The organism is Luteibacter rhizovicinus, from assembly GCF_004342265.1.
GTDB lineage: Bacteria > Pseudomonadota > Gammaproteobacteria > Xanthomonadales > Rhodanobacteraceae > Luteibacter > Luteibacter rhizovicinus_B.
On sequence record NZ_SMCS01000002.1, the window covers coordinates 873,231 to 899,134 of the forward strand.

Sequence of the window (25,904 nt, forward strand, 5' to 3'; positions counted from 1 at the left end):
CCGTCCGCACTTTTCCTGGAGGCAACATGACCAACGTTACGAAATCGGGGACTTTCTCCTTGGGCGACCGCAAGGTGACCCGGCTCGGCTACGGCGCCATGCAGCTGGCTGGACCCGGCGTGTTCGGACCACCGAAGGATCGCGATGCCGCGATTGCGGTGCTTCGCGAAGCGGTGGCCTCTGGCGTGGATCACATCGACACCAGCGACTTCTACGGCCCTCACATCACCAACCAGCTGATCCGTGAAGCACTGCATCCCTATGCGCGGAACCTGGCGATCGTGACCAAAGTGGGCGCAACGCGCGGAGCCGACGCGTCGTGGAATGCGGCACAGAGTCCCGCGGAGCTGACACGTGGGGTGCATGACAATCTCCGCAATCTTGGCCTCGATGTGCTGGACGTCGTGAACCTGCGCGTCATGGGGGATGTCCACGCGCCCAGCGAAGGCTCGATCGAAGAGCAGTTCACGGCGTTGGCGGATCTGCAGCGGCAGGGGCTGATACGGCACCTTGGCCTGAGCAACGCGACCTCTGCGCAGGTGGCGGAAGCGCAGCGCATCGCCGACGTGGTTTGTGTGCAGAACCACTACAACCTCGTGCATCGCGAGGATGACGCGCTCATTGACGAGCTTGCCCAGAAGGGCATCGCCTATGTTCCCTTCTTTCCGCTCGGTGGCTTTACGCCGCTACAGTCCGAGACCTTGTCCTCCGTCGCGCAAAGACTCGGCGCGACGCCGATGCAGGTCGCCCTTGCATGGCTGCTCGCACGCGCACCCAACATGCTTCTTATCCCGGGCACGTCGTCGCTCAAGCACCTGAAGGAAAATCTGGCGGCAGCCGATCTGGTGCTTGCGGAAGACGTTCTCGTCGAACTGGAAGAGATCGGAAAGAAGCGCGGCTGAGGCGCGAACTCCCGAAAGCCTCTGCGATCGCGGCGCCATGTCCGCGCGCCGTGATCGCAGCCGTTATTTTTTAGCGGGCAATCGCGAGGCATGACTGGCTACCAGGACCCAGCCGCTCGGTTTACGCACGTAAGTGTCGGTGAACTGGAAATCCAGCGCATAAGGCTGGCCTTCGCTTTTGCCCTCTACCCGCGTGATGCCGGTGACCACGGCGGCATCGCCGTACAGCCGCACTTTCGAATCGCGGTTGCGGAACACGTCGTATTTCGTACCGCCGCGCAGGTCGGCGACCTCGTCTGCTCGCGAGGTGACCTTGCCGGTGGAGCTGGTCAGCGTGAACGTGGGGTCCAGATGCTGCTCCAGCCAGTCCGCGTCTTCATGCTCGAAAGCCATGCAGATATCGCGTTCGGCCTGCAATATCTTCTGCACGTCCTCTTTCTCCGAGGACATGACCGGCGCGCTTACGAGCAGTAGCGTCGGCAACAACAGCGAAAGAAGAGTATCGGCGATGCGCATGGGCTTCTCCTGCATGAGGCGTCAATTTACCGTATGCGATGCGTGGAAGGCTGGGGTGTAGTCACCCGTTTGTGGTCCAGCGTTTCCGAAGTTGCAGGAGGACGGCGCGGTCGTCAATCTCGTAGTCGCCCGACTTCCTCCCTGTTGCAGCGACAAGGTCGAGCTTTGCCAGCTTCTTGATCGCGGACTGGATCTTCGCGGCGGCGACGACTTCGGATTTCCCGACCGCGTTTTGCACGAACGACAGCGCCTCGGCACTGTAAACGGTAGGGTGATCGCGCTGTGCAAGTAGCTCCATTACCGCGAGCTCAATAGGGCGAAGGTCGCTCAACACGGAGCCTGCTCCTGCTTCTCTATGTGCCTCTTGCCATGCCTCCATGGCGCGATCGATGTTTCCGTCGTTGGCGATGATGAGGTGAAGAATGACTTCATTGAGGAATTCCGGTGTTTTGCCCAAATCGTCGAAGACACGCTCCAGTGCCTCCTTGTTGACCTGGGCTTGGGAGCGCTCTGCGAGGAAGACCAGACGGTCCTCGATAAAGTCATCTCCCAGATCCGGCAAATGCACCGGCATGGCCGAGGCGAAAAGTGGTGCCTTTTGCAGCCGGAACATGCTGTTGAGCCCGTCGCGCGAAGATCCGGTGTAAAAAACTACCAAGTGGCCCTGTAGCTTTTGGATCACGGTGCGGAGTGCGGCGACAAAATCGTCCCTTTTGGCGCCGGCAAGGGCTTGCACCTCATCGAGTATGAGAAGCGTACGGCGATTGCCAACCAACGCTGTCAGCGCAGCGTCGAGACGATTTTCGAGAACTCCCTCGGGACTATGGGAGATCGGTTCCATCGTTGACTCAACCTCTCCACCCGGACCTTTGGCCTTGGCTTTGACCTGTTTCAGCTTCAGCTTGCGTCGAAGCCCCGACTGACGTTGCTCGACGGTCGCTTCAAGTGCTTCGACGAGGGCAAGCTCCGGCTCCCCCCTGCGCTTCCAAAGGTCGACATAGATGGTTTGCCATCCCAATTCCCTGGCGGCGGGTACGAGTTCGTGCTTCACGAAAGAGGTCTTGCCCTGGCGACGCGGAGCGAACAGGGTTACTCCCTGCTTAAATCCGCTCTCATAGACCTTGAGAACCTCCTCCAGGAGGCCGTTCCGAGGGAAGTATGGAAGGTCGAAAGCGAGGCTCATTTATGCACCTTTATGCTTGGTCACATAATTATGTGAGTCGCCATAAAATAGCATAATTGGCACTAGCTCCAGGCAGCGTGGGATTTCCGGAAACTGGCAACGAAGGGTTACCGGATACCTCACATCCACGGGCTTGAGCACTGCCCTGCAACGTGAAACGATCATGCGGGTGAACAGCAGATCCGCCGCAGAGCAGCATTTGCGCGACCTCGCACGACTGCGCCGCGTTCGCGACCGGATCGACCGGGAGTACGCGCAGCCGCTGGACGTCGAGGCGCTGGCCCGTGGTGCGCATATGTCCGCCGGTCACCTCAGTCGCCAGTTCCGGCTTGCCTATGGCGAGTCGCCCTACTCCTACCTGATGACACGGCGCATCGAGCGCGCGATGGCGCTGCTTCGTCGTGGCGACCTCAGCGTCACCGATGTCTGTTTCACGGTCGGCTGCGCGTCGCTGGGCACCTTCACTACGCGGTTCACCGAACTGGTCGGCATGTCGCCCGGCATCTATCGGCGCCAGGAGGCACACGCGACGGTGGGGATTCCGTCGTGCGTGGCGAAACAGGTGACACGACCGATCAGGAATCGAGAAGCGCCGCCCGCCGAGCCGGAATTAGACTGATCGCCATGGACTTCCCCCCACTGAGAGAGACGCCATGGACATCACCATTCACTCGAGCTTCCTCCCGCAGAACGATCCGGACACCGCGCTGGCCTTCTATCGCGACACCCTCGGTTTCGAAGTCCGCAATGACGTCGGATACGGCGGGAAGCGCTGGATCACGGTCGGCCCGGCGGGTCAGCCAGGCACCTCCATCGTCCTGTATCCGCCGGACGCCAGCCCCGGCGTCACCGACGACGAACGCCGCACCATCGCCGAGATGATGGCCAAGGGCACGTTCGGCATCCTGCTTCTGGCCACCCGGGACATCGAGGGCACCTTCGAACAGCTGCAGGCCCGCGACGCCGATATCGTCCAGGAACCAACCGACCAGCCATACGGCGTTCGCGACTGTGCCATCCGCGATCCCGCGGGCAACATGATCCGTATCCAGCAGCTGCACTGAGTCCGTCGTCGATGACCTCACTCCTCCCCAGACAGATGAATCCGGGAAGGCATTTCGACTAAAAGCCGGCTTAGCAGTAGCGTCCGTTTTCAAACCGAAGCGGCAGGCGATCCCTCGGGTCGCCTGCCGCTTCGCTGTTCCATCAGGCTGCGAGCGTCGCCATATCGATGACGAAGCGGTACTTCACGTCGTTCTTGATTAAGCGATCATAAGCTTCGTTGATCTGATCGATCCGCACCATTTCGATGTCCGAAACGATGTTGTGTTCGGCGCAGAAGTCGATCATTTCCTGGGTTTCGGCCATGCCGCCGATCGCCGAGCCGGAGAGCTTCTTGCGGCCGAAGATAAAGGCGACGCCGGTGAGCGGCGGGTCCAGTTCGGTAAGCACACCGACCAGCACCATGCTCGCCTCACGCTTGAGCAGCGCCATATACGGATTGAGGTCGTGCGAGACCGGCACGGTGTTGAGCAGGAAGTCGAAGCTTCCGGCATGGCTGGCCATGGCGACCGGATCGGTGGACAGCAAAACCTCGTCGGCACCGAGGCGCTGCGCGTCCGCCGCCTTGCTCATCGACGTGGTGATCATCACCACGCGTGCGCCGAGTGCCTTGGCGAACTTCACGCCCATATGGCCGAGGCCACCGAGGCCGATCACACCGACCTTCTGGCCGGGCCCCACTTTCCAGTGACGCAACGGCGAATACGTGGTGATACCCGCGCAGAGCAGCGGCGCCACGGCCTTGAGATCCATGCTCGCGGGAATGCTGACCACGAAGCGCTCGGCGGCAACGATGGTTTCGGAATAGCCGCCGAAGGTGAGCTGGTCGCTGCCGCGCTCTTTGCTGTTGTACGTCCAGGTCGCGCCCTGCTCGCAATACTGTTCGAGCGATTCCTTGCAGGAAGCGCATTCGCGGCAGGAGTCGACCATGCAGCCGACGCCGGCGAAATCGCCGACCTTGAGCTTGGTCACTTTGGAACCTACCCGCGTCACCCGTCCCACGATCTCGTGACCCGGCACCATCGGGAACAGCGCGCCGCCCCAGTCGTCGCGGCTCTGATGAAGGTCGGAGTGGCAGATGCCGCTGTAGAGGATCTGGATCTCGACGTCGTCATCGCCCGGCTCGCGGCGCTCGAACGTAAAAGGGACCAGTGGGGAAGTGGGGTTATGGGCTGCGTAACCGCGAACAGTGGTCATGGGAAATATCTCTGGGGGTGGACTGACCCGAAAAGTTTGAGACCTGGGGGCTGGCATATGTAGCCAGATCCTGTCGATTTATTGCCCGATCCTGCAAATCTCGACACAGGGGACACCGGAAGACAGGCATACTGCCCGGCAAGCCCTACTTCGATACATCGCTATGGATTCTCACCACTCCGACATGGCCATGGTCGCTATGTCGGCCGAACTCAGCAGCATCATCGCTCGCTTTGCGCCGGCCGATGGCGATCACGCGACGGTCATGCCGCTGCTGACCCTGCACAGGTATTCGCAGATCGGCGATCTGTCCTGTGGCATGAGCCGGCCGTCCCTGATCATCGCCGCGCAGGGCGCCAAACGCATTATTGCCGCTGGCGAAGACTACGATTACGACGTCCGGCACTGCCTTATCTCCTCGATCGACCTGCCGGTGATGTCCCGGATTACCGACGCCAGCGTCACGCAGCCATATCTGTGCATGGCCATGTCGCTCGATCTGAAGCAGGTCGCCGCGCTGATGGCGGACATGGGTCGGCCCCGCTCCGAATCGTCTCCGATCGGCCGAACGATCGCTGTTGGCAAGCTATCCCGTCGTTTGCTCGATTCTGCACTCCGGCTGGCGCGCCTTCTCGATCATCCCGACGAGATCCACGTACTGGCGCCACTCCTCGAACGGGAAATCCTGTTTCTGCTGCTGTGCGGGGAGCACGGCAGGCGCCTCGGACAAATGGCCGCCGGCGAGAGCGGCGGCAGCAAGGTCGCGCGCGCGATCGACTGGCTGAAAAACCACTACGACAAGCCGTTGAGCATCGACGCGCTGTCGCAGCAACTCAACATGAGCGTCTCGTCGCTGCATCACCATTTCAAGGACGTCACCTCGATGAGTCCGCTGCAGTACCAGAAACAGCTACGACTGCACGAAGCGCGGCGCATGCTGCTCGGCAGCGATGGCGATGTCGGTACGGTAGCTTCGCGCGTGGGCTACGACAGCCCCTCGCAGTTCAGCCGCGAATACAGCCGTCTGTTCGGCGCGCCGCCGTTGCGGGATATCTCGCGGATTCGCGCGACCACTTCCGCCCGCTAGTCGATAGCGCCCACCGCCGTCACCTTTAGCCGCTGGCCATTCGAATAGCTCCGGCCGTCTCGAAGAGTTTTAGTCAGTCGTTGTAGGATTCGCCGAATTGATCCGGACGATCGTTGTTGGAGACGTGCTTATGAAGAACCCAAACGCATGCAGGCTGGTCGTTGCACTGATGCTCGCCGTGGCTTCGTTCCCGGTATGGGCAAGTGGCCTGGGGGCGCTGGACAAGAAGCTTTACACGGCCGCGCTCAATCAGGATGTCGCGGCCGTGAACACATTGCTGAGCCAGGGTGCCAAACCCACGCCCAAGGATGCCGGCCGTGAAATGACGCCTTTCCAGGGCGCTATTTATGTCAAGAATGCCGCCATCGTCCAGGCGATGATCAAGGCTGGCGCCGACGTCAATGACCCGGATCCGTTCGGTAACGGCGGGCAGACTTTTCTGATGTTCGCCATTCAGTGGGGCGACGAAAATCTTGAAGTGGTCAAGGCCCTGATCGCCGCCAAGGCCGACGTCAACGCCGTACGCAAAAGCACGGGCCAGACGCCGCTTTCCGATGCGATACAACAGAACGCCCCGGCGGTCGTCGCTGTCCTGAAGGCGGCGGGCGCGAAAAGTAGAACATGACGACAGGCGCGGTCGAACGCTTCATATCGCTGGCCGACAGCGTTATTCGCGAGCTGGAACAGGTGATCGTGAACGGCGACGATCGTTACCCTAACGCGGCGATTGCCCTGAAGAACGCGCGCGATTGGCGTGATCGCGCAGCCAGAGGGACGTTGCCGTCATCGTTCGGTCCCACGTTTGGACTCTCCAAGTCCGACCTGATGTTCGGCCCTGTGGAAGAACGCATGTACGAGCTTGAGCGGTTATTCGAAACTCGTATCAGACCTTACTTCGAAGGTTAGCTGCCGCTCAGGCCCGAAGGACGGCTATCCCCATGTCCGTAAAGTGAGCGATCGAGGCTTCGGACGTCCCGGACTCTACTACCAGCGTGCTGGCCGCGGAGGCTTCTCCGATGACGAAAGCCGACGCGACGTTGATCTTTTCCGCGGAGGCAGGCACGACGACCTCGGCGGCTCGCGCCGCCAGTGCGCGTTTGACATAGGCTTCTTCGAGATCGCCGGTGCTCAGTCCGGCCGTCGGATGCACACCCGTTACGCCCATGAAATACACATCGGCCCGGATGCTGCCGATAGCCTCGATCGCGGCCGCGCCAACGGCGACCATCGAATGCCGGAACAACCGGCCGCCGATCAGGATGACCTCGATGCCCGGGTGATCTATCAGCTCGACGGCGATGCTCGGACTATGGGTCACGATGGTGGCCTGGAGCGTCCTGGGCAGGTGCCGGACCAGCTGCACGCAGGTCGTACCGCCGTCCACGATCACTACCTGGCCGGGAAGAACGAGGCCAGCGGCCTTACGGGCAATGGCCGATTTGCCGTCCGTGCTGATGCCTTGCCTTTGCGAGAAGTCGACGGCCGCCGGGGAGGACGGCAGCGCGCCTCCGTGCACACGCTGCAATTTGCCTTCCGCTGCCAGCTCCCTCAGGTCGCGGCGAACGGTGTCCTCGGAAACCCCGAACTCTTCGCTCAGGGCCTTGGCCAGTACCTGGCCATCCCTTTGAAGGGTGGCGAGGATGGCCTGTTTGCGATGGGTGGTCAGCATGGGTTTGCACGAAATCCATTGACATTGCACGAAACTGCACGATACGGTCCCGGCCTGTGTTTGTCTACAGCGAGCGAGTCATGAGTGAAGCCGACGGGCGTGTCCGGGTCATCGAAAGCAAGGTGCTATCGGACGATTGGTCCCTGCTTAAAAAGACGGTGTTCGACCTGCGAAGGGCCGATGGCACCTGGCAGCGCCAGCAGCGGGAAACCTACGATCGCGGCAATGGCGCCACCCTGCTGCTGTATCAGCCTTCGCGGCGCCGGGTCGTTCTCACGCGCCAGTTTCGCCTCCCCGCCTATGTCACCGGCCACCACGGCATGTTGATAGAAGCGCCCGCGGGACTGCTCGACATGGCCACTCCCGAAGAGCGGATCCGCGCGGAAGTGGAGGAAGAAACGGGCTATCGGGTGGGAACGGTCAGGCGGGTCTTCGAGGCGTTCATGAGTCCGGGCTCTGTAACGGAGAAATTGTTCTTCTTCGTCGCCGAATACGATGCCGCCTCGAAGATCGGCGAAGGCGGCGGCCTTGAGGCCGAAGGCGAGGACATCGAGGTGCTCGAACTTCCGTTCGACGATGCCATGGCAATGATCGGAACGGGCGAGATCGAGGACGGTAAAACCATCATGTTGCTGCAGTACGCCGCGCTTCATTTGTTCGCGACCGCCGGCGAAACGTCCCGGGAGGCAGCATTTGATGCCCACGCCGATTAGAATTCGGGGTCTTGTCGCGTAGGAGCGTTTCGTGATCATCCATCCCAAGGTTCGTGGCTTCATCTGCATCACCGCGCATCCCACCGGCTGCGAGAAAAACGTGCTGGAGCAAATCGGCATCACCAAGGCCAGCGGCGACGCGGCTTCGGGCCCCAAGCGCGTACTGGTGATCGGTGCCTCTACGGGCTATGGGCTGGCATCGCGGATCACGGCGGCCTTCGGGTACGGCGCGGCGACGCTGGGCGTGTTTTTCGAAAAACCCTCCAGCGAGACCAAGACCGGCACGGCCGGCTGGTACAACTCGTCTGCCTTCGACAAGTTCGCCAAGCAGGCGGGTCTGTACAGCAAGTCGATCAACGGCGACGCGTTCTCGCACGAGACCCGCGCCCGCGCGATCGAACTGATCCAGCAGGAGATGGGTGGCCCCATCGACCTCGTCGTCTATTCGCTGGCATCGCCGGTGCGCAAACTGCCGGATTCCGGTGAAGTCGTTCGTTCCTCGCTGAAGACGATCGGCGAAACGTTCACCGCGTCTTCGGTCGATACCAATCGCGACACGGTCGTCCAGGTGTCGGTCGAGCCGGCGACGGAGCAAGAGATCAAGGACACCGTCACCGTGATGGGTGGCGAGGACTGGGCCCTGTGGATCGACGCGCTGAGCAAGGCTGGCGTGCTGGCCGAGCATGCCAAGACCGTTGCTTACAGCTACGTAGGTACGGAAATCACCTGGCCGATCTACTGGCACGGCACGCTGGGCAAAGCCAAGCAGCACCTGGACAACACCGCGCAGGCATTGCGCACGCGTTACGCTGCGCAGGGACTGGAAGCCTATGTCGGCGTGATGAAGTCGGTGGTGACTCAGGCCAGCGCGGCTATTCCGGTCATTCCGCTTTACGTATCCATGGTGTTCCGCATCATGAAAGAGAAAGGCATCCACGAAGGCACCATCGAGCAGATCAACCGCCTGTTCCATGACGCCCTGTATCGTCAGGACGGTGCGGCGCCGAAGACCGACGACGAAGGCCGCCTGCGCCTGGACGACTGGGAGCTGCGCGACGACGTGCAGGAAGCCTGCAAGGCCATGTGGCCCACGGTGAATACGGAAAATCTGTCGCAGCTGACCGACTACGCCGGTTACAAGTCCGACTTCCTGCGCTTGTTCGGGTTCGCTCGCAGCGATGTGGATTACGACGTGGACGTCGAACCGAATGTGCACTTCGACGTTGTCGAGCTCTGAGGCGCGGCGGAATAGTCAGCCAGCCGACTTTCGAACCGCCTCCACCCCTCACCGTCGTTCCGGCGTACGCCGGAACCTGCGGCGAAGCGGTCGGTTCTCGCGACGGCGATGATCGCTTTCAAGCCGAACGTCGGCGTCCGGACTTGCCCCCGCGTGGTCGCTGCGGACGCCGGGGCGACGGCGAGGAAAATGGTAGCGTGAGGCGGTATTCCGCCCCGTGCCGGACGTCCGTATCGTCACGGCATCGATCGCAAGCGATCGATTACTTCAGGTAACTCTTCAGCACAGCCAGCACAGGCTCCAGCTCGCTCAGCTGCTGCGGATTGCCGCTATCGGCGACATGCGACACCAGATGCCCCTCCATGACCTGCAGGATCAAGCCGTTGACGGCTCCCCGCACGGCGGCGAGTTGCTGCAACACGGCTCCGCACTCCGCATCGCCCTCAATGGCCCGCTCAAGGGAGGCCATCTGTCCGCCGATCCGGCGGACTCTCGAGATGAGCTTCTTCCGGTCTCCGTGAATATGCGACATGGCGGCCTTACCTTCGGTCATATACTATGGGGGAGTATATAACGGAGTGACCAGCCATGCCCGCCCTCGATGTGTCGCCCTACACCCACAGCCATCACTTCAACGAGGTGAATGCGCACGCCGAACGCAACACCAAGCGCGTCGTGCTGATCACCGCTGTGATGATGGTGGTGGAGATCGTCGGCGGCTATCTGCTGAACTCCATGGCGTTGCTGGCCGACGGCTGGCACATGAGCTCCCATGCACTGGCGATGGGGTTGTCGCTGCTGGCGTACGTACTGGCGAGACGCTACGCGACCGATCGTCGTTTTGCCTTTGGCACCTGGAAAATAGAAATACTCGGCGGCTTCAGCAGTGCCATGCTGCTCGGCGTCGTCGCGGCGCTGATGATGTATCAGTCCATCGAACGTCTGTTCTCGCCCAGCGCCATCTACTACAACGAAGCCATCGTCATCGCCGCTATCGGCCTTGGCGTGAATCTTCTGTGCGCATGGCTGTTGAAGGACGACCATCACCACGATCACGGGCATGACCATGGTCACGCTCATCATGGCGGTCACCACCACCATGACGTAAACCTCCGGTCGGCCTATATCCACGTCATCGCCGATGCGGCGACGTCGGTGCTTGCGATCGTCGCGCTTATCGGCGGTAAGTTCTACGGCGCCTCGTGGCTGGATCCCGTGATGGGTATCGTGGGTTCGATCCTGGTCGCCCGCTGGGCATTCTCGCTACTGCGCGAATCGGGAAAAATACTTCTCGATGCCGAGATGGACCATCCGGTCGTGCAAGAGGTGCGCGATGTCATCGACGAACAGTTCCCGCAAGCGGCCATCAGCGACTTGCACGTATGGCGAGTGGGACGCGGCAGCTACGCGTGCATCCTCGGACTGGTATCGAGCACACCGGTATCCGCGGAAGACGTCCGTCGACAGCTTGCCATCCATGAGGAACTGGCGCACGTGACCGTCGAAGTGGCCAAGCCCTAAGCGCTACAAATCCGCCGCAATCGACAGCGGTCGCGAATCGCTGCGGCCCTGATCGTCGACAACGCGAACGACGAACTTACCGGTGCGCTCCGGCTGCCACATCAGCGACTGGCCGGTCGGCGCGCTCCCCAGATACGCATTGTCGACGAACCAGTAAAGCTGGCGGCTGCTTGCGTCCGTGGTCGCGGTGAACGCGATGCGTTCCTCGCCGATACGCGACGCGCGCATGGTGTATGTGGTGCCGCGCACCGGCGATGTGATGCGTGGAGGATCGCCGGCGAACTGTGCACCGCCCTGACAGTCCGGCAGTGGTGGCGGCGTACGGCGCGCCATGCCCGCCTGCGCGAAGACGCGTTGCAGATCCGATGGCCAGTATTCGTAGACTTCGGTGCGGGTATGCGCCGGATCGAAAGGCGGACACGCGGGCTTGCCTGTCGCCGAGTCGATAACTACCGGCCTGTGCACGGTGCTTACCTTGATCGGCGATTTGCCTGGGATGAACCAGGTCGTGCCCAGCTGCGGACACCATGCGTTGGGCAGATCGCCGCTGGCGAGGCAGATGGAAACGCGGCGCAGGTTGGCGGGATTGCGCCGTATGGGCTCGGCGAGTCCGGGGCGTTCCGCGCGCAAGGCGTCGGCGATGCGAAAGAAAAGCGGGGCCGCCGCCTCGACGCCGACGAAGGCGGGATTGCCGCTGCCGTCGAAGTTGCCGATCCAGATCACGAGTACGTAGGGCCCGAAGCTGCCCGCGGTCCACGCGTCGCGGAAACTCCACGATGTGCCGGTTTTCCAGTAGATGGGCAGGCGCGACGACTGAGCGGCGATAGCATCGTCGGGCCGTGGATTCTGCCGGAGCATGTCCATGGTCATGAAGGTCGCTTCGTCGCTAAGCACCCGGGTACCCGAGGTCTGCGGCTCGCTTGCGAGCATGCGCAGCGGCTTCAGGCTGCCGCGATTGGCCAGCATGGCGTAAAGGCCGCCCAGTTCCTGCATCGTCACTTCGCCACCGCCAAGTACCAGCGCGAGACCGTAGTGCGATTCGCTCGCCATGCGGCTGACACCGGCATCGCGAAGGAACTGATACAGATTCGGACTGGCCAGACGCGACGCGACATAGACCGCGGGAATATTGCGGCTGCGGATCAGCGCCTGCGTCGCCGTTACCGGACCGAGGAAGTGGCCGTCGAAATTTTCCGGTGTGTAGGGACCGAACGCGGTCGGCACATCGCGCAGCACGGTCTGCGGGTGCAGAACGCCCTGATCGAAACCCAACGCATAGATGAAAGGCTTCAGCGTCGATCCCGGCGAACGCTTGGCCAGCGTACCGTTGACCTGCCCTGCGATGGAAGAATCGAAATAGTCGGCCGATCCCACCATGGCCTTTACGCCCATGTCCCGCGTATCGATCAGCAGTGCGGCGGCGTTGCGGATGCCCCGGTCGCCGGCGTGTTCCACATACTGGCGCACCTGACGTTCGAGGCTGTGTTGCAGACGCAGGTCCAGCGTCGTCGTGACGCGCATGTCGCCGCCGCCTTCCAGACGCCGCGCGGCGAGAATCTGCTCGACGAAGTGAGGCGCTTCGAAGGGCAGGCGCGAAAGGGAACGCAGGCGCAACGGCAGATCGAAGAGTGGCTGCGCGGATTTGTCTTCCGGATGGCGTGAAACCCAGCGCGCGAACAGGCGATTGCGCGATGCCGCCAGCCATTGGTCGATCACGGCGTCGCCGGATGTCGCGTCGGCCTGCAGCCGGCGCGACGGGTCCTGCGGAATGACAGCAAGGGTCAGTGCCTCGGGAAGGCTGAGCCGATCCGGCGATTTGCCGAAGTACGCGAGGCTTGCCGCACCGACGCCTTCCACGTTGCGACCGTACGGCGCGTCGTTGAGATACGCCTCCAGGATGTCGCGCTTGGAGTAATAAAGCTCCAGCTGCACCGCGCGCGCGATCTGCACGATCTTGCCGCGTGGACTCCGCGTATCCAGCTTCCACAACAAGCGGGCGAGCTGCATCGTGATCGTCGAGCCACCCTGCGGATGACCCCCACGTACATAGGTTACCCACGCGCCGCGCAGCAGCCCAAAGGCATTGAAACCGGGGTGCCAGTAGAACCAGCGATCCTCATGCAGCAGAACGCCATCGGTGACGGCGGACGAAATGTCCCGAAGCGGAACCCACAACCGATACCGCTGATCGCTCGCCAGCGTCAGACGCAGCAGTCGACCGTCGGCATCATAGACAGCCGTGGACGACGGCAACCACGATCTCAGCGGATCGTGCGGCCACACGCGGAAACCGACGGGAATGGCGACGATGAGGAGCACCGCCACCAACGTGTTATGCCATCGGACCCGGCGCAGGCGTTGAATAAACTGTCGAAGCGAGATCATGGCGAGGACAACCGGCGGCGCGTCGCACGATGCGACGCGCCGCTCGCGTTACTGCTTGCGCTCCACGTTGAGGTACGTGCCGCCGATCGACCGTGCCTGGATGCTCCGGTCGTACAGCGACTCGCCGAACGCCGGCGGTACGATGAATCGACCGGCGTTGGTTGCCTTGATCCGGTAAATGAATTCCTGGACGTCGTGTGTCGCGTACCCATAGATCACCACGCGATCCTCGCGTACGTCGGCGTAGTTGGGTGTCCAGGTGGAACCCGGCTGGCCGATAGGCGAACGCCAGGCGGGTGTTTCATCGGCTTCCGACGAATCCGCATTTTCGCTATCCGACGCGTCCGCGGACGAATCGCTGGCGACCTGTGTTTCGTCGGCAACGGGCGGCGGCGTGATAACCGGTTCGAAGCCGCCCGGCAGAAGGTCGGTGATCGCGACGTTCAGCACATCGCTATCGCCCGTGGCGCGGATGCGCACATGGACGTCGATTTCCTGACCGACGGTGACCTTGTCCAGCGACTTGCCGTTCGTGTCGGTGTAATCGCGCACGACTTCGATGCCCTGCTTGATCGGCTTCGTCGGCGAGGCGCGGTCGTAACCGGTCTGTGCCACGCCGTACCACGCGGTGGTGTCGGCATCGTTGACCAGACGCAGACGCGCCGCGGAACCGGACCAGTGACCCTGCTGCGTGACGCCGACAGGTGCGGCGATGGGCTTCAGCGTGCCGTTGGCCGCCACTTCGTTGATCGCAAGCTTCGACACATCGCCGCCCGTCTCGGTCGCCCATGCGTCGAGCGCAAGGATGATCATGCCGGACGACAAGGTGTTGTAGCGACCCTTGCTGAGCGGAGCGAGGAGGTTCTTCATGGCCTGCGGCGGCAGCGCCTTCGCCCGGTCGGGGAAGTGCTTAGCCAGCAGGTAAAGCGTCGTGGCGTCGCGAATGACCGGATCGTAGTACTCGTCGTAGCTGTAATCTTCATCCGTTGCAGAGCGCACTAACCGCTTCTGCAAACCAGCGATCAACGTCGTCGCCTGCGGATCCTGGTGCAACAGCTTGTACGAGGCCGCTAGCCAGCCGGCCGCGAGATCGTCGTGCCATTCTTTCGGAGCCACTTCGTCGAGACGACGCTGTACGGATGCCAGATCGTTGGTGGTGACATTGCCCTGGCGCGTCAGCAGATAGATCGCATAGGCACGTTCGCGCAATGCGTCCAGGTTGTCGCCGGTATCGTCCGCCGCGATCTGGTGCAACGCGCCGTTCGCCGCTTCGAGCATGTCCTGCGGCACGGCCACGCCGCGGTCGCGGGCTTCGATCAGGTAATGCGTCGCATAGTCGGTGACGAATACGTCGGTGTCGGGCGTCGCCGTCCACAGACCGAAACCGCCCTGCCCGTTCTGGCGCGCATGCAGCGTGTCGAACAAGTTCGCGATCGGATCGCCTGCCGGGGCAGCACCGTCCATGACCAATGCCGGCTTCACGTGACCGAACTCGGGACGCTTGCCGAGCACCAGCGCAGGCATCGCGCTGGAAATGACCTGCTCCGTGCAGTAGTGCTGGAAATCGACAAGGTACGCCGCCAGGCCGCGCGCCAGCACCACGGGAACCGTGGAGAACGAGACATCGCGGCGCGCATAGGCGTCGTACATCGAACGCAGATCGGCCACGTCGGTTTTGCCGTGGGCGTCGACGCTGCCGAAAGCCAGCTCTGTACGCAGCGGCGAAGCCGGCCGCACCGAAAGATCGATGCTCTGTTTCGCGCTCTTGTCGCCGTAGCTGGCGGTGAACGTGAAGTTGCCGGAACCCAGCGTGTCGGTGGCGCGCACGCGGAATATCGCGACACCTTCGCGCATTTCGCCAAGGCTCAGTTTCTGCGACGCATCGCCGACGATCTGCAATTGCGGGCCAGTCTTCAGCTGGATGTTGACCGGAACTTCCTTACCGCCAAGTCCCGTCAGGTTGTTGGCCACACCGACACTTACTTCGACTTCGTCGCCCGGCGCGACCGTGGTCGGCACGTTCGGCGACAGGACGAAGTCGCCGCGTACCGTGGTCGATCCTTCGAACGTTCCGATCTTGTCGGGTGACACACTGATGGCCATGACCCGCAGCTTGCCGTTGAAATAGTCGGGCACGCGGTAGGTCAGGTCCTTGCTGCCGTCGACATCCACGATGCCGGACCAGTAAGCCACCGGCTTGTCGCGCTTGCGCTTGAACGGATTGAGCTGGCGACCGATACCGCCGTCGGCGTCGCCACCGGGCGCGGCCATCGACATCACCTTTTCGATATCGGGAATGATGAGATCGAGGATCTGCGAGGTACCGACTTCGAGCATGCGCTTGCGGAAGAAGTAGTCGAGCGGATCGCCGAGCTTGTAGCGCGCGACCTGCAGGATGCCCTCATCCACCGCGAACACCACCATGCGGGTCGGCGTCGGCGCGGTCAGATGGAAGGTCACTTCGTCGCCGGGTTTCACCAGCGCGGGCGACTCGACCGAGATACCGTTCCGGCGCGCATCGCGATCCACCGAGAACGGCACGACGCCGAAGCTCAACGGGCTCATGAAGATTTCGTCGGACGACGGATCGCGGATGTACTGGACGTTGATGTAGCCATTGCCTTCGAAGTCGGCAGGCACGGCGATGTGCTGGACCGAGCTGGTCGAATCGGCATGGAACCAGGCGTGCGCGTAGACCTTGTCGCGTTCGATGGTGATCAGACCGCTGCCCGCATACGGCGCGCGGACCGCGATGTCCACCGTTTCGCCCGGAGCGTAGTCCTTCTTCGAAAGCGTCAGCTGCAGTTCGGCGTTACGTTCCAGCGAGCGCGAGACGTTGCCTTCGCCGGCAACCGAGTACGCAACACGATTGACTTCCTTGCCCGCGGCGTTCTTCACGACCAGCGCGAAGTTGCCCGGCTTGTCGGTCGGCAGCGTGACATCGAGTCCCGCGGCGGGAATCGTCAGGTCCGTTTCGTTGACCGTGGTTTCGCGCGCTTTGGATTCGTACTTGAAGACGCCCGAATCCTGCTTCGTCAGCACCGACACGTAACGCGTCTCGACGATGGCCTGTTTCAGGCCCTTCAGGTCGATCTTCTTCGCTTTCGGATCGATGGCGATCAGGTTGACGATACGCTTCGCATCGCGCGTCACGTACTCGAGATTGTCGACGGCGCGATAACCCACCAGCCAGTCGTTCGACGACACCATGCCCTGCGTGGCCGCGGCAACGCCACGCCCACCCTCGGCCTCGTAGGCCTTGGCGAGGAAGTAGAGCTGATAGGTGGCGTCGGCATACTTCGTCAGGTCGAGCTTGAATTCCGCGTGACCCTTATCGTCGGTCTTCGCGTCTTCCAACGATTCCTCGAAGCCTTCCTTCGCGCGACGGATGTCGTAGAAGTGGTAGTCGCGATAACTGCGGAACGCGGGGAATGCCGGGCGCAGCGTCAACGAACCTTCGACGCGCCTGTCGGCGGCCGGCGTGCCGAACAGGTTCTGCACATCGACCACGGCTTTCAGATCGGCGGGATGGACCCAGCCTTCGGTTACCTGATCGGAGAGCCGTGCCACGACCTTCATGCGGTCGGGCTGGAACTCCTTCACCTGCACGGTGGTGCTGCCGATCTGTGCACCGGCTTTACCGTCCTTGGCGATGTACAGATTCACCGTCCAGTTGCCGGTGGGCGCGGTTTCGGCCGGGGTATAGCTGAGTTCGGCGAAACCCGACGCATCCATGGAGACCGGTTGCTGACGCACTTCGGTACCGCGCGGATCGACAATGCCGGCTACCAGCGGCATACCGGCCACGCTGCGCGTCCAGGTGGATGCACGCACGATCATGCCGATATGGAACAGGTCGCCCGGGCGATAGATGCCGCGGTCGGAGAACAGATACGCCGAAAGCTGACCCTGGCTGCGCGCGTTGGGTTCGCCGCCGATATCGAAGCGGGAGTAATCCAGCACACGGTCGTACGCGCCGATGGGCAGGAAGGACAGATCCTCGCCCTGGCGAACCACGTACATCTCAGGTGTTTTTTCCTGATCGAAACCCTTCAGGCTGGCGAAGTGCACCATGCCGTCGGCGCCCGTGGTCTGCGTGAACAGCGTGCTGCCGTTCTTCGCGATGACCGTTACCGTGGCACCCGCTACCGGCGAGCCGGTACGAATGGACTGAACGAAGACATCCTGGCTTCCGTCGATCGACCGCTTGGCGAGCACGCCCAGGTCGGTAATGACGACAAGCCGGTCGTCCGTCGGCCACTCGGAAGCCGAAGAATCGCTTTCTCCGCCTTCGCTTTCGCTATCGCCTTCCGCATTGCTGTCGGCCTGCGAGTTGTCGTCGACCGAGGCAGCCGCTTCCTCCGGCGTCCCGCCTGCCTGCTGCGCAGCCAGTGCGCGCGCTGCCTTTTCTTTCTCGGCGGCGGCTTTCTTCTCCGCCTTTTCGTCGTAGCCCGTCAGACGCAGCAGGAACACGCCGCGCTTGCCCGACGCCAGATACTTGCCGAGATCGACGCCCTCGTAATGGGCTTTGCCCGGATCGTCCGCCGGGAACGGAATCTTCTGCACGAAACGGTCGACGATATGGTCCGACGTCAGGCCGTACATATGCGGCCGGGTCGTGCTGCCGCCATTCAACGAAACGAGATGCTGTAACTGATCTGGCTGGACGCGGCCAATCTCGAGCGTCATGCCCGGCATGTTGCGGGACACGACGGAGATACGCTTCGAGCCGCTCATCGACAGCAGCGAGCCGTCGGCCATGAAACGAAGCAGCTTGGGATAGTCGGGCACGGTTAGCGTTTCGACGCGCGGCTTGGCCATGATGTAGCCGCCGAACGATGCCAGGCCCTTGTCGACGCGAACGTAGATCCGCTGCCCCGGCTTGGCCTGGTAGCGGAAGCTCTGCATCTGCGCGTACGCGTTCTCGGTCGGGACGACATCGAGCTTCAGCGGTGTGGCCTTGCGCAGCAGGTCTTCGCCGATCTCGCTCGTCGACCAGGCATAGGGCGTGTCGCGGTTCTCGCCCGATCCCTTGGGACCGTCCTGCGGAAGAATCCAGCCGTGGATACGTTTGGCCAGCTCGTTGTCGCTGACCGCGCCGGTCACGTTGAGCACCAGCACCTGCTCGGGCTCGAATCGTGCGTTGTCGACCAGCGTGGCGGAAATCTCGTCGATACCGAGGCTATACAGACCCGGCACGTGGACCGACGTTTCGATGTCCTTGCCGGTACCGTCGCCGCCGCGCGCACTGCGCGCGCCCGAATCGACCAGCAAGCCTACGGAGCCGTCGTCGCGCGGCAGCTCCAGTGGCTGGGAGTGGACGAAGGCGTTGAGGCGGCGCTCGTCATAGGTGACGCTGAACTTCAGGTCGCCCGCCGGCTTCTTGTCCTTGTCGAGCATCCGGACATGCACGCGCTTTTCGAATTGCGCCGCATCGACCGGGTAATTGAAAGCGACCTGGACGATGGTTTTCTTCATCGTCGGGTTTTCGGGATCCTGGTAGAACTCGCCGTGCTGGATGCTTGCCGTGAACGGGGCGGTGTCGAAAGTGAAGTGATCGTCGGCCAGCAGCAGCGCCGGTGCGAAGACCTTCGCCTTATCGAACGAGACTTCGACATGACGGCCTACCGGCCAGTCTTCGGCAGGCACGAACTTCAGCGTCCGGTCGTTCTCCCAGGTCCACTGACCGGCGAGCTTCGGATTCATCACGATGCCGTCGGTGACGGGCTTCTGCAGGCTCTCGATGCGTGCGGCCGAACCGGAGAACCGGACGACCAACGGATGGATGACGACCGGCGTCTGGTCGTAGGCGCTGGGCGCGGGCGCCGGCGCACTGAACGTGATCCGGTTCGGCTCGGGTGCCTTCGGCCGGTTCTGATACCAGTGCCAGCCGAACCAGCCGCCGACGATCAGCACGAAGGCCGCGGCGATGATGCCGGAAACGCGTAGCGGATGACGCCGCACCTCGTTCCCCGCGGCGGGTACCCAGGCCGGAGCATTCCACGACATCTGGCCGAAAACCGGGCGAAGCACTCGCGCCAGCAACCAGAGGAGACCGCGCATGAAGCGCACGGGAAGCAGGGCGATAAAGCGCAGCAGATCCATAATCCGTTTCGATCCTTGCCAGTTGTTTTGATGCTCCTACGCCGCCCGACGGTCTGACCGCGAGCGAGACATAAGAAACACATTCCCCATGAAAGCCTGCCAGTACACCATGGCCGGGTAACGGCGGGATTCTGACATAGCCGGGGCAGTTCAGTTCACCGGGCCGCCTGGCAACCGGAAGGTAAAGGAGGTCTGCTTCGTATCGGACAAGCCGACGAGCGTGCCGCCGTGCGCACGCGCGATCTCGGAAGCAATGTACAGACCCAGGCCCAGACCCGGCTTGGGTTGGCCGGACCCCACACGAGAAAACGGCTGGAAAATCCGCGCCATCGTGTGGGATGGAATCGGCTGACCACCGTTGGATACGGTCAGGTGAAAAACCCCCTGCATCGAGCCGGCTTCGACGACCACGGGCAGCTCGCGGTCGCCATGCGACATCGCGTTGTTGAGCAGATTGGCCAGCAACTGCGCCACGCGTCGCGGATCGCAGGTCACCGGACGCTCGATGGCGATGCGAACGTCGAGCGCACGCGCCGGGTGAGTGGTACGAACCTCTTCGATCACCTGCCGCATATCGTCCGCGAGGCTGTCGCAAGCCCGCAGCGCGAGTGGAATACCCCCGCCCAGACGGCCGCGGGCAAAATCCAGAACATTGTCGATGAGGTCCGACATGCGGTCGCAACTGCGACGCATGAGGCCAACCGTACGACGCATGCGCGCATCCAGGGGCATCGCTTCCAGCGACTCCGCACCCAGCCGGATCGCATGCAACGGACTGCGCAGGTCGTGTCCCACCACGGCGATGAACTGCTCGCGCAGGGTCGCCACGGCATGGGCATCGGCAAGTGCGCTGTCGCTGGCTTCCAGACGGTCTTCCAGATCCAGCTGGGCACCGATCAGCTGGGCCAGCAACGTAAGCGTCTTCAGGATATTCGGATCGTCGAGCGGGGCCGGCAGGGGATCGAGCGCGCACAGCGTGCCGAAGAAACTGCCGTCCGTGCGAATGATGGGAATTGAGACGTAGCTCTCGAATCCATACATCTTCGGTGTCGGATGACCGGCGAACTGGGGCGTCGCGCTCGCGTGACCGAAGATGACCGGCTGGTGGTGCTGGCGTATCTCGTTGCAGATCGTGGACTCGAGCCCGAGCTCGCCACCTGGCTTCAGTCCGAAATCGATGCCATCCCGCACGGCGCAAGCTACCCAGGAGTAGTCGGTGACGCGAGCCACCGCGGCAAAACGCATACCTGTCGTATGTGTAACGACTTCGAGAATCGTCGGCACTGCGGCTATGCGCGCAATCGCGTCGATGTCCCGCGCTATACCCGGCTCCATGACCCTGGATTCACCCCTTTTCGATGGGCGCCAGCATACCGGTTTGGTGGACCATGTCACGGTGTCGCAATGATCGCGTTATTCGTCGTGCACGGGCCACGTAGGGGCGCTAGGATAGAACTCCGGCGCCCGCTACGGATGCGGGGCGACCCTGGAAGGGTGAATCGATGACCGAAGATACCGCCAGTCCCATATTGCGGGCCGCTGAAATGGGCGATCGCGAATTCCGCGAACTGGCCGATTTCGCGCCGGTAATGATCTGGCGCTCCGGGCCGGACAAATTGTGCGACTGGTTCAATCTTTCCTGGCTGGCATTCACCGGACGGTCCATGGCATCCGAACTCGGTTTCGGGTGGGCGGACGGGGTCCATCCCGACGACCTGGAGCGCTGCGTCGAAATCTATACCAACGCGTTCGACGCACGTCAGCCGTTCTCCATGGAATATCGCCTGCACCGTGCCGATGGGGAGTTCGTCTGGCTGCTGGACAACGGCGCGCCTTTTTATCGCGATGGCGCGTTCGCCGGCTACATGGGTAGTTGCGTGGACGTGACAGGTCACCGCGAGGCGCAACGTGCGCAGCGCATCCTGATCAACGAACTGAACCACCGGGTGAAGAACACCCTGGCCATCGTCCAGGCGATGGCGAACCAGACCTTCCACGGCGAGCGCACGACGGCGGAATCGCTGGCCATTTTCGACGCGCGCGTCCGGTCGCTGGCCAGCGCGCACGACCTGCTGGTATCGAAAGCATGGAACGACGTGCCGTTGCGCCGGATTATCGAGTCGGCCGTCGCGCCCCACGACCCCGGCAACGATCGCATCTTCGCCGACGGGCCGAACCTGATGCTCCGTCCCGAAACCGCCGTCTCCGTCGCCATGGCCGTCCATGAGCTGTTCACCAACGCGGCGAAATACGGTGCGCTGTCCAACAGCGCGGGAACGGTCACGATGCTCTGGACCATCGACGATACCCAGAATCCTCCCCGCCTGACCGTGAACTGGAAAGAGCATGGGGGCCCCGTCGTCGTCACGCCGGCCCAACGCGGTTTCGGTACGCGATTCATCGAACGCGTCCTGGCCGGTCAGGTCGGCGGCACCGCTGTCGTCACCTTCGCGAGCGACGGCCTCGAATGCACGTTCGAGGCTCCCATCCGTACCGGGCGCCAGGATCGGAGCGAACGCCGCCGCGCCTGAGTGCGCGCCATTCACCCACGTTGGCGCATCATCTCGTCCGGCGAGGGAAGCCGCACGCCGCTCGATCAATGCAACCCATTGATATAGATGACAAAGACAAGTCGGATTATCAGGGCAAAAATGTTTCGCTCCGATATGTCGATTCCGGTCGCCGTTGTTCGACGTCATCACAAGAGCGCGGGATTCCCCCGCTCGCGCAGCCTTATAAGGAGATACAAACATGCGTTTCATGGTGATAGTCAAAGCCAATGCGGACTCGGAAGCTGGCGTGATGCCGAGCCAGGATTTGCTGACCCGGATGGGTCACTACAACGAAGAACTGGTCAAGGCGGGTGTCCTGCTGGCCGCCGACGGCCTGCACCCCACGTCCCGCGGCGCCCGGGTGCGCTTTACCGGCAACCGGCGCGACGTCATCGACGGGCCCTTCAGCGAAACCAAGGAACTGATCGCTGGCTTCTGGATGATCCAGGTCAGGTCGCTCGCCGAGGCCATCGAGTGGGTGAAGCGCGTTCCCATGGAGGATTCGGAAATCGAAATCCGCCAGGTCTTCGAAGCGGAAGACTTCGGCGTCGAATTCACGCCCGAGGCCCGCGAGCAGGAAGAACGCATCCGCGCCCATCTCACCGCCAAGCACTAATTCCCCCCACGTCAAGGATTCCCCGATCATGAAACTTCAGCCCTATCTGATCTTCAACGGTAATTGCGAAGAAGCATTCACGTTCTACGAAAAGGCGTTGGGCGGGAAGATCGCGATGATCTCGCGATTCAAGGAGATGCCGGCATCGCCGGAGCCCAGTAGCGGCGAGGGCTGCGGTCCCGGCGAGATCCCGGCGAACTGGGGCGACAAGCTGATGCACATCCGGCTGGAAATCGGCGATCAGGTGCTGATGGGTTCGGACAGCCATCCGGCCTATCCGTACAACGGCATCCACGGATGCAATCTGGCCGTTGTCTTCGACGATGTGGCTCAGGCCGAGCGTGCGTTCAAGACCCTGAGCGAAGGCGGTCAGGTTACGATGCCTTTCGCACCGACCTTCTGGGCCAAGGGCTTCGGCATGTGTATCGACAAATTCGGTGCGCCGTGGATGATCAACGGTCCCCAGATCTGAAGGAGTGGCCATGCGATTCCTGATCGTCCGTAAAGCGGACAACGACACAGAAGCCGGCATGCCGCCCAGCCAGGAATTGCTGGAGGATATGGCGCAATACATCGATACGCTCGCCGCGGAAGGCCGTCTGCATACAGGCGAAGGACTGAAGCCCAGTTCGCAGGGCGTCCGGGTCACCTTCGCCAACGGTCAGGCCACGGTCGTCGACGGACCGTTCGCGGAAACCAAGGAACTGGTGGCGGGCCTCAGCATCATCGAAGCGGAGTCCCTGGACGACGCCGTGGATTGGGTGCGCGGCTGGCCCACTATCGACGGCCATGGCGAGGTCTGCCTCGATATCCGTTCGATGGGTTGCCCCGGCGGTCTTCCGGGGTTCTCGAATCCCGACAACGACGACGAGGCGACGAAACCCCGCTTCGCCGTGCTGCTGAAGTCCGACGACGATGCCGAACGCGATGTCGATCCGGGTCCGGTGGTGCTCGGCGCGATGGCCGATGGCATCCGGGCGGGTATCGAGGCTGGCTTTCTGCTTGCCGGCGAAGGCCTGCGTTCGAGCGCCAGCGCGAAGCGCGTACGGTTCAGCGGCGGCAAACCCGAGGTCATCGACGGACCGTTCGCCGAGGTGAAGGAGCTGGTCGCCGGTTACTGGATTCTGCGCATGGCCTCCATCGACGATGTCATCGAATGGGTGAAGGGTTATCCGTTCCCGAACCGCCATTCGGCCCGGGTGGAAATCCGTCAGCTTTACGAGGTTTCCGAGCTGGTATCGGCGGCGACCTGACTGGCTTGTTGTCCGGGATTGTGTAGGAGCGCTCAAGAGCGCTCCTACAACGTAAACGCATGGATATTGCCGCACCGTGCCTTGCGCAACCGGTGGAGGCGGTGGTGTGATCGGTGGCTATGACCGCTACCGAAACCCACCGTGCCATCGATGCGATCTGGAAGATCGAATCGCCACGTCTTATCGCCGGCATCGCCCGCCTCGTACGCGATGTCGGGTTAGCCGAGGAGCTGGCGCAGGATGCGCTGGTCGCCGCGCTGGAAAACTGGCCCAGAGCCGGCGTGCCGGACAATCCGGGCGCATGGCTGATGGCCACCGCGAAGCATCGCGCGATCGATCGCATCCGCCGCGAGCGCATGGCCGGCCGCAAGGTCGAGGCCCTCGCGTACGACGTGGAAACGTTGGCCGAGTCGGAAAACGACGCGCTGATCGACTCGATCGACGACGACATAGGCGACGACCTGTTGCGCCTGATCTTCGTTGCCTGCCATCCCGTGCTTTCGCTCGACGCGCAACTGGCGCTGACACTGCGCCTGCTGGGCGGCCTGACGACGGAGGAGATTGCCCGCGCGTTCCTCGTGCCCGAACCGACGATCGCCCAGCGGATCGTGCGCGCCAAGCGGACCCTGGCCGACGCGGGCGTGCCGTTCGAAGTGCCTCGTGGCGACGAATTGCAGGCGCGGCTCGCTTCCGTACTCAAGGTCGTCTATCTCATCTTCAACGAAGGCTATACCGCGACCGCGGGTGGCGACTGGATGCGCCCCACCCTGTGCGAGGACGCACTGCGCCTTGGCCGCGTGCTGGTCGGGCTGATGCCGCACGAGCCTGAAGTGCACGGCCTGGTCGCCCTGCTGGAAATTCAGGCGTCGCGCGCCGGTGCGCGACTGGGACCGGCCGGCGAACCGATCCTGCTTCTTGACCAGGATCGCGCACGCTGGGACCGACTGCTGATCCGTCGCGGCCTGGCGGCGCTGGAACTGGCCGAGCGGCTGCGCGATGCGCGCGGCCCGTATACGTTGCAGGCCGCCATCGCGGCATGTCACGCGCGTGCGCTGGTCGCCGAACAGACGGACTGGACGCGCATCGCGTCGCTCTATGCCGAACTCATGGCGTTGAACCCGTCGCCCATCGTGGAGCTGAATCGCGCCGTGGCCGTGTCGATGGCCGCCGGTCCGGACGCGGGACTCGCCATCGTCGACACGTTGCTGGACGAGCCTTCGCTAAAGAACTACCACCTGCTGCCCAGCGTACGCGGCGATTTCCTGTTCCGGCTGGGTCGCCTGGACGAAGCCCGGCAGGAATTCGAACGGGCCGGCAGTCTTGCGCGCAATGCACGCGAACAGGCGTTGCTGGCGGCGCGTGCGGAGGCGTGTTCGCGCGGTGCGGCGTAAACTTCGCGAATGAACATCGGACGATTAATGACGGACTTCGAACTCGACGTCCGTACCGTCCGACAGGCCCTGAATCGCTTCGATCAATTCGCCGGTTTCGCTGAAGTGCTCGATGGCGGGTACGGGCCGCATGTTGTGCGGCTCGTAGACGCCATCGGCGAACACCGGCAACGTGACATAGGTGTAACACTCGCCGGGACGCAGAACCTTGCCTTCGTCGCGCAGTGCTTCGATCAGCAGCGGTAGCAACCAGTCGTCCTGTACGTCCTTGCCGCGCAGCAGTTCGTTGAATTCCGGCACGGTCTCCGCGACCTTGTCGTTCTCGCCGGTGCCCGTATTGAGCCAGTACACGCCGCCCTCGTCCGCTTCGTAGAACATATCGCCCAGGGCCGTGAACAGCAGCGGTGTAAACGCGATGCCAACGCGCCATTCCCAGGCCTTCGCAAGGGCTTCGATAGCCTCGGCGTCGGGCTTGCAGATGAGATCGTCCCAGGTGAGGGCCATGGCGGGTTCCT

The 25,904-nt window shown here is 62.7% G+C and carries 23 protein-coding genes; 14 read left to right on the forward strand and 9 right to left on the reverse strand.

From position 1 onward, the window contains the following. The first annotated feature begins 26 nt into the window (after positions 1-26). A complete protein-coding gene (locus tag EC912_RS08100) occupies positions 27-902 on the forward strand; it encodes an aldo/keto reductase family oxidoreductase (RefSeq protein WP_132142642.1) in 876 nt (291 codons plus the stop codon). Positions 903-965: 63 nt separating this feature from the next. Here the strand turns inward: EC912_RS08100 and EC912_RS08105 are convergent, their stop codons facing one another. Together EC912_RS08105 and EC912_RS08110 are read right to left on the reverse strand one after the other, a co-directional pair. Then, positions 966-1,418 (reverse strand): nuclear transport factor 2 family protein, encoded by a 453-nt coding sequence (locus EC912_RS08105; RefSeq protein ID WP_165973537.1) that lies wholly within the window; start codon positions 1,416-1,418, stop codon positions 966-968. 61 nt (positions 1,419-1,479) lie between these two features. Then, positions 1,480-2,601 (reverse strand): ATP-binding protein, encoded by a 1,122-nt coding sequence (locus EC912_RS08110; RefSeq protein WP_132142646.1) that lies wholly within the window; start codon positions 2,599-2,601, stop codon positions 1,480-1,482. Positions 2,602-2,770: 169 nt separating this feature from the next. Here EC912_RS08110 and EC912_RS08115 point away from each other — a divergent pair, with 169 nt between their 5' ends. Together EC912_RS08115 and EC912_RS08120 are read left to right on the forward strand one after the other, a co-directional pair. Next, positions 2,771-3,220 (forward strand): helix-turn-helix transcriptional regulator, encoded by a 450-nt coding sequence (locus tag EC912_RS08115; protein ID WP_243649191.1) that lies wholly within the window; start codon positions 2,771-2,773, stop codon positions 3,218-3,220. A 34-nt stretch (positions 3,221-3,254) separates the two neighbouring features. Continuing rightward, positions 3,255-3,665, forward strand: a complete 411-nt coding sequence (locus EC912_RS08120; protein ID WP_132142650.1) for a VOC family protein — start codon at positions 3,255-3,257, stop codon at positions 3,663-3,665. A gap of 142 nt (positions 3,666-3,807) precedes the next feature. Here the strand turns inward: EC912_RS08120 and EC912_RS08125 are convergent, their stop codons facing one another. After that, positions 3,808-4,860 (reverse strand): NAD(P)-dependent alcohol dehydrogenase, encoded by a 1,053-nt coding sequence (locus tag EC912_RS08125; RefSeq protein ID WP_132142652.1) that lies wholly within the window; start codon positions 4,858-4,860, stop codon positions 3,808-3,810. A 163-nt stretch (positions 4,861-5,023) separates the two neighbouring features. On the opposite strand from EC912_RS08125, the gene EC912_RS08130 reads away from it, so the two are divergent. From EC912_RS08130 to EC912_RS08140, 3 genes are all read left to right on the forward strand, one after another. Then, the gene (locus EC912_RS08130; protein WP_132142654.1) at positions 5,024-5,947 is read left to right on the forward strand and encodes an AraC family transcriptional regulator; all 924 of its coding nucleotides are present in this window, start codon (positions 5,024-5,026) and stop codon (positions 5,945-5,947) included. Between the two features lie 130 nt (positions 5,948-6,077). Continuing rightward, complete coding sequence (locus EC912_RS08135; protein ID WP_132142656.1) at positions 6,078-6,572, forward strand: ankyrin repeat domain-containing protein; 495 nt, start codon at positions 6,078-6,080, stop codon at positions 6,570-6,572. Beyond that, positions 6,569-6,853, forward strand: a complete 285-nt coding sequence (locus EC912_RS08140; RefSeq protein ID WP_132142658.1) for a hypothetical protein — start codon at positions 6,569-6,571, stop codon at positions 6,851-6,853. The genes EC912_RS08135 and EC912_RS08140 overlap by 4 nt, the downstream gene beginning before the upstream one ends. Positions 6,854-6,860: 7 nt before the next feature. Here the strand turns inward: EC912_RS08140 and EC912_RS08145 are convergent, their stop codons facing one another. Next, entirely contained in the window at positions 6,861-7,616 is a 756-nt protein-coding gene (locus tag EC912_RS08145) for a DeoR/GlpR family DNA-binding transcription regulator (protein WP_132142660.1), read from the reverse strand. A gap of 80 nt (positions 7,617-7,696) precedes the next feature. Between EC912_RS08145 and EC912_RS08150 the strand changes: the two genes are divergently transcribed. Both EC912_RS08150 and fabV read left to right on the forward strand, forming a co-directional pair. After that, a complete protein-coding gene (locus EC912_RS08150; protein WP_132142662.1) occupies positions 7,697-8,329 on the forward strand; it encodes an NUDIX domain-containing protein in 633 nt (210 codons plus the stop codon). A gap of 31 nt (positions 8,330-8,360) precedes the next feature. Continuing rightward, a complete protein-coding gene (gene fabV, locus EC912_RS08155) occupies positions 8,361-9,566 on the forward strand; it encodes an enoyl-ACP reductase FabV (protein ID WP_132142664.1) in 1,206 nt (401 codons plus the stop codon). A gap of 262 nt (positions 9,567-9,828) precedes the next feature. Here the strand turns inward: fabV and EC912_RS08160 are convergent, their stop codons facing one another. Continuing rightward, complete coding sequence (locus EC912_RS08160; RefSeq protein ID WP_243649192.1) at positions 9,829-10,119, reverse strand: metal/formaldehyde-sensitive transcriptional repressor; 291 nt, start codon at positions 10,117-10,119, stop codon at positions 9,829-9,831. A 35-nt stretch (positions 10,120-10,154) separates the two neighbouring features. On the opposite strand from EC912_RS08160, the gene dmeF reads away from it, so the two are divergent. Then, positions 10,155-11,087, forward strand: coding sequence for a CDF family Co(II)/Ni(II) efflux transporter DmeF (gene dmeF / locus EC912_RS08165; RefSeq protein WP_132142668.1), 933 nt, complete (start codon positions 10,155-10,157; stop codon positions 11,085-11,087). Between the two features lie 3 nt (positions 11,088-11,090). Here the strand turns inward: dmeF and pbpC are convergent, their stop codons facing one another. From pbpC to EC912_RS08180, 3 genes are all read right to left on the reverse strand, one after another. Next, a complete protein-coding gene (gene pbpC / locus EC912_RS08170; RefSeq protein ID WP_132142670.1) occupies positions 11,091-13,472 on the reverse strand; it encodes a penicillin-binding protein 1C in 2,382 nt (793 codons plus the stop codon). Between the two features lie 48 nt (positions 13,473-13,520). Next, positions 13,521-19,577: an alpha-2-macroglobulin gene (locus EC912_RS08175; protein ID WP_132142672.1), complete on the reverse strand. Its 6,057-nt coding sequence runs from the start codon at positions 19,575-19,577 to the stop codon at positions 13,521-13,523. A 150-nt stretch (positions 19,578-19,727) separates the two neighbouring features. Next, positions 19,728-20,912: a GAF domain-containing sensor histidine kinase gene (locus EC912_RS08180; RefSeq protein ID WP_132142674.1), complete on the reverse strand. Its 1,185-nt coding sequence runs from the start codon at positions 20,910-20,912 to the stop codon at positions 19,728-19,730. Positions 20,913-21,079: 167 nt separating this feature from the next. Between EC912_RS08180 and EC912_RS08185 the strand changes: the two genes are divergently transcribed. From EC912_RS08185 to EC912_RS08205, 5 genes are all read left to right on the forward strand, one after another. Then, positions 21,080-22,108, forward strand: a complete 1,029-nt coding sequence (locus EC912_RS08185; protein WP_132142676.1) for a sensor histidine kinase — start codon at positions 21,080-21,082, stop codon at positions 22,106-22,108. A 220-nt stretch (positions 22,109-22,328) separates the two neighbouring features. Continuing rightward, positions 22,329-22,745 carry a YciI family protein gene (locus tag EC912_RS08190; RefSeq protein WP_132142678.1) on the forward strand — a complete coding sequence of 139 codons (417 nt, stop codon included), beginning with the start codon at positions 22,329-22,331 and terminating at the stop codon, positions 22,743-22,745. A gap of 28 nt (positions 22,746-22,773) precedes the next feature. After that, on the forward strand, positions 22,774-23,217 hold the full coding sequence (locus EC912_RS08195; protein WP_132142681.1) for a VOC family protein: 444 nt from the start codon (positions 22,774-22,776) through the stop codon (positions 23,215-23,217). 10 nt (positions 23,218-23,227) lie between these two features. Further along, positions 23,228-23,998, forward strand: coding sequence for a YciI family protein (locus EC912_RS19370; RefSeq protein WP_165973538.1), 771 nt, complete (start codon positions 23,228-23,230; stop codon positions 23,996-23,998). 119 nt (positions 23,999-24,117) lie between these two features. Next, the gene (locus tag EC912_RS08205; protein WP_132142683.1) at positions 24,118-25,389 is read left to right on the forward strand and encodes an RNA polymerase sigma factor; all 1,272 of its coding nucleotides are present in this window, start codon (positions 24,118-24,120) and stop codon (positions 25,387-25,389) included. A 24-nt stretch (positions 25,390-25,413) separates the two neighbouring features. On the opposite strand, the gene EC912_RS08210 is transcribed toward EC912_RS08205, so the two are convergent. Continuing rightward, entirely contained in the window at positions 25,414-25,893 is a 480-nt protein-coding gene (locus EC912_RS08210; protein WP_132142685.1) for a T6SS immunity protein Tdi1 domain-containing protein, read from the reverse strand. Positions 25,894-25,904 lie beyond the last annotated feature (11 nt).

Bases quoted from the DNA above. Each gene is read 5' to 3' on its own strand.
- EC912_RS08135 (WP_132142656.1), top strand. From the start codon at position 6,078: ATGAAGAACCCAAACGCATGCAGGCTGGTCGTTGCACTGATGCTCGCC.
- EC912_RS08120 (WP_132142650.1), top strand. From the start codon at position 3,255: ATGGACATCACCATTCACTCGAGCTTCCTCCCGCAGAACGATCCGGAC.
- EC912_RS08160 (WP_243649192.1), bottom strand. From the start codon at position 10,119: ATGACCGAAGGTAAGGCCGCCATGTCGCATATTCACGGAGACCGGAAG.
- EC912_RS19370 (WP_165973538.1), top strand. From the start codon at position 23,228: ATGCGATTCCTGATCGTCCGTAAAGCGGACAACGACACAGAAGCCGGC.
- EC912_RS08110 (WP_132142646.1), bottom strand. From the start codon at position 2,601: ATGAGCCTCGCTTTCGACCTTCCATACTTCCCTCGGAACGGCCTCCTG.
- pbpC (WP_132142670.1), bottom strand. From the start codon at position 13,472: ATGATCTCGCTTCGACAGTTTATTCAACGCCTGCGCCGGGTCCGATGG.
- dmeF (WP_132142668.1), top strand. From the start codon at position 10,155: ATGCCCGCCCTCGATGTGTCGCCCTACACCCACAGCCATCACTTCAAC.
- EC912_RS08105 (WP_165973537.1), bottom strand. From the start codon at position 1,418: ATGCGCATCGCCGATACTCTTCTTTCGCTGTTGTTGCCGACGCTACTG.
- EC912_RS08125 (WP_132142652.1), bottom strand. From the start codon at position 4,860: ATGACCACTGTTCGCGGTTACGCAGCCCATAACCCCACTTCCCCACTG.
- EC912_RS08140 (WP_132142658.1), top strand. From the start codon at position 6,569: ATGACGACAGGCGCGGTCGAACGCTTCATATCGCTGGCCGACAGCGTT.
- EC912_RS08100 (WP_132142642.1), top strand. From the start codon at position 27: ATGACCAACGTTACGAAATCGGGGACTTTCTCCTTGGGCGACCGCAAG.
- EC912_RS08180 (WP_132142674.1), bottom strand. From the start codon at position 20,912: ATGGAGCCGGGTATAGCGCGGGACATCGACGCGATTGCGCGCATAGCC.
- EC912_RS08195 (WP_132142681.1), top strand. From the start codon at position 22,774: ATGAAACTTCAGCCCTATCTGATCTTCAACGGTAATTGCGAAGAAGCA.
- EC912_RS08190 (WP_132142678.1), top strand. From the start codon at position 22,329: ATGCGTTTCATGGTGATAGTCAAAGCCAATGCGGACTCGGAAGCTGGC.
- EC912_RS08205 (WP_132142683.1), top strand. From the start codon at position 24,118: ATGACCGCTACCGAAACCCACCGTGCCATCGATGCGATCTGGAAGATC.
- EC912_RS08130 (WP_132142654.1), top strand. From the start codon at position 5,024: ATGGATTCTCACCACTCCGACATGGCCATGGTCGCTATGTCGGCCGAA.
- EC912_RS08150 (WP_132142662.1), top strand. From the start codon at position 7,697: ATGAGTGAAGCCGACGGGCGTGTCCGGGTCATCGAAAGCAAGGTGCTA.
- EC912_RS08145 (WP_132142660.1), bottom strand. From the start codon at position 7,616: ATGCTGACCACCCATCGCAAACAGGCCATCCTCGCCACCCTTCAAAGG.
- EC912_RS08210 (WP_132142685.1), bottom strand. From the start codon at position 25,893: ATGGCCCTCACCTGGGACGATCTCATCTGCAAGCCCGACGCCGAGGCT.
- EC912_RS08175 (WP_132142672.1), bottom strand. From the start codon at position 19,577: ATGGATCTGCTGCGCTTTATCGCCCTGCTTCCCGTGCGCTTCATGCGC.
- EC912_RS08185 (WP_132142676.1), top strand. From the start codon at position 21,080: ATGACCGAAGATACCGCCAGTCCCATATTGCGGGCCGCTGAAATGGGC.